At 28.9% G+C, this 3,308-nt stretch carries 1 protein-coding gene; it reads right to left on the reverse strand.

The genetic code is table 11. The features are described from left to right. Window positions 1-295 precede the first annotated feature (295 nt). Entirely contained in the window at window positions 296-1,159 is an 864-nt protein-coding gene (locus tag B2W91_RS00675; RefSeq protein WP_291578335.1) for a flagellin, read from the reverse strand. Window positions 1,160-3,308 lie beyond the last annotated feature (2,149 nt).

Below are 3,308 nucleotides of genomic sequence, written 5' to 3' on the forward strand. Positions count from 1 at the left end.
AGTATATATTAAGTTTTCCCATTGTATCCAAATACCTAAACTAGCCTAAAATAAAAGATGGCTAAAAATTGCTAGTCATCTTTTTCCCTAACTCTATTTTATTTTTAAAAATAAAGTTAAAATTCTTTACAAACAATTCACAATTAGCAAGGAATTTTAACAGTCTGTTTTCATAATAAACCTAAGGAAAAGTTAACTAATAACTTTTCCTTGTATTTAGATTGTCAACTTCTCAGATATTTCTGAGAAGTTTCATAAATTCTCCATTGTCAATCGTCAATTTTCAATTGTATTCTTATCTTCCTCTAACATTTTGTAAATGCTTCAAAATGTCCTGAGGCATTTTATTGGTTTGAATCATTAATGCTAAGGAGCTTTCAATAAGCAAGCTATGTTTAGAGTACTCTATAATTTCTAAGCTTATATCAGCCCCTGTGAGCTCAGCTTCTGCTCCTTCAATCTCTCCTGAAGTTTCATTAAGAATTGAAAAAGTACTTTCTAGTCTATTTGTTATAGCTCCATACTTACTTCTTACTATAGTAGTTGAATCTAAAGCTTTATTTATCTTTTCTATAGAACTATTAATATCTTTAACATCAATTGTTACTCTTCGATTATCATTATCATCATCATCTACTAACCCTAAACCTTTAGATGTTAAGTCATATTTAGGGATTTTAGTTATATCTCCTACATTTCCACCGCTCAACAATTCTAAAGACTCAGGATCTTTTATATTACTTCCTTCCTCTGATAATAATTTCACTCCATTAAACTCACTGTAATTAGCTATATTATCTATTCCTTCAATAAGTTGATTTATTTCTCCTTGAATAGACTGCAAACTATCCTCTGTATGACTTCCTCCAGCACTTATTACTAGTTCCTTTATTCTTATTATAATTTCACCTATATTTTGTGCTGAACCATCAGCAGCCTGAAGCATACTTGCTGCATCTTGAGTATTTTTAGCTGCCATCTGAAGTCCTCTTACTTGAAGTTTGAGCTGCTCACTTCGCGCCATTTTATTAGGATCATCCTTTGCTGTAGCTACCTTAAGTCCAGAAGATATTCTATTTAATGCAGTACTTTGATTCACTAAGTGTTTTGAATATTGCCTATAAATATTTAGGGAAGGCATATTATGACTTAATCTCATTATTATCAACTCCATATCCTTATATTTTGCTACTCTAAATACTACCTTATATGTCGTAGCTACTTGATAAAACTTTATAGTAAAAAAGTTGTGACTAATAATCACAACTTTTTAATCGTCTTAAATTAAATTATAAAATAAACATGAATTTTTATGGTACATAAAACCGTACATTATACTTTTTCTCATAGTGGTCAATAACTTTTTCAAAAGTAGTACTTTAAAAATATTAGTATATTTTTCAACAATTTTATATGAAAGTACAATTATTATTGATATCATTTTTTTGTAATAGCATAAAGTCTAGCACCATGTAAGTAGAACATAAGAAATATATATCTTCTTCTTTTTCCCTTCATTTATGCTGTTTCCCCCTATTATTTCCCAATGCGCATCCCCATATTTATATAATTTAAATTTCAAATCTGAATATTTATTTACTCCTTCAAGGGTATGCTTTCTCACTACAATAGGATAAATTTCTTACAGCTCACTTATTGCTTTTAAAACTTCTCTTCCTTCCTCTAATGACAGAACATTGACTAAATTCAAATGGTGGTCAATGAAAACTAGAGAGCACTATTCTCCCCTACAAAAATTGAAGAAACTATTTTAAAAAATAATTTCAACCATAATTATGCATTTTGAATCGTGAATTGTGTATTGATAAAGCCTCTGTGGTTCATAGTAAAATCGTAGAATTTAAACAAATTTAAAGTATTAATATAAATTTAATATGAATAAATTAATCTGAAAATTTTCATATTAGTTGCTGTTATATAATTTGATGATATCCTATATGCAATGAAAACTGGAGAACACTGTTCTTCCCTACAAAAAATTAGGGAAATTATTTTTATAAAAAATAATTTCAACCACAATTGTCAATTTTCCATTCTCAATTCTCCATTGATTAAACTGCTCCCCAGAGGTGGAATTACTTATCTCCATAATGTTCACTAGCTTTGCTCCAAACTATACTACACTCCTTATGCAATTAAAAGTTCATAATTAATAATAAAGATTTATAGATACTTCTCTTTTGTAAGAGAAGTCTTAAACTTATTTATTTTTCAAGCTATATACTCACTTTTACTAAAAAATCTATTTAAAGAAATTAATTTACAAAATTAATTTCAACCACACTTGTCAATTGTCCATAGTCAATTCTCAATTGATTAAACTGTTCTCCCCTACAAAAATAAATTAAAGAAATTAATTTGTTAGAATTAATTTCAACCGCAATTGTGCACTGTGAATCGTGAATTGTGCATTGAACTAAGTACTGCACCTCAGAAAAACCCTTATACAATTGAAAATCGACAATGGAAAATTATAGATACTACTGCCTTATGATAAACATTCTGAATTTATCTATTTTTAAAATTGCAGAGCTACTTTTATTTAAAGAAATTAATTTGCAGAATTGATTTCAACCGCAATTGTCAATTGTCTATAGTCAATTTTCAATTGACCTAATAGCGCCCTCCAAGCTTACTACCGCCATAAAACTGAGTTCCTCCTCTATCCCTCCTACAATGATAACGAAAGCTCCTACATCGCTATTATTTCCTATATATCCATGCTTATTTTTAATAAGCCATTCTTAACAACTTGAATCTAATTATCCAATAAGTGTCATCAAGATTTAGTCCAATCCTATCCATTAAAAACTGTTTTATAATATTTATAAACTATCACTTTCAATCAATTGAGAATTGATAATTATAGATATTTCTCCTTTAAAGGAGAAGTTTTAGTTTATTTTTCAGCTTCACTATAAATATATTAAAACTTATTAATATTTTCCAAAATACATTACAATATTTCCCAGAAAATAATTATAGATATTGCAACATATGAGTTGTCAATTTTCCATTGATTAAACTGTTCCCCAGAGGTGGAGTTATATTCAGCAGCATTAACTTCCACCCCTGGGGTTTATAACAAAATTATAGATTTTAAACAAAATAAAAGTAGTCACAAAACTCAACTCTGTAGCTGCTCTCTTCATAAACCCCTGGGGTGCAGTAGGATATGTCACAATATGTAATACATTAACTAATATTTAGTTGTATTACATATCTCCATTGTTCTAGTTAAGTAGATAAGTATTGTTCCGAACTATACTGCACCCCAGGGGAACCCT

The organism is Clostridium sp. UBA6640, from assembly GCF_002455975.1.
Lineage (GTDB): Bacteria > Bacillota > Clostridia > Clostridiales > Clostridiaceae > Clostridium_J.

Coding starts and splice junctions, on each gene's coding strand:
- B2W91_RS00675 (WP_291578335.1), bottom strand. CDS start 1,159: ATGAGATTAAGTCATAATATGCCTTCCCTAAATATTTATAGGCAATAT.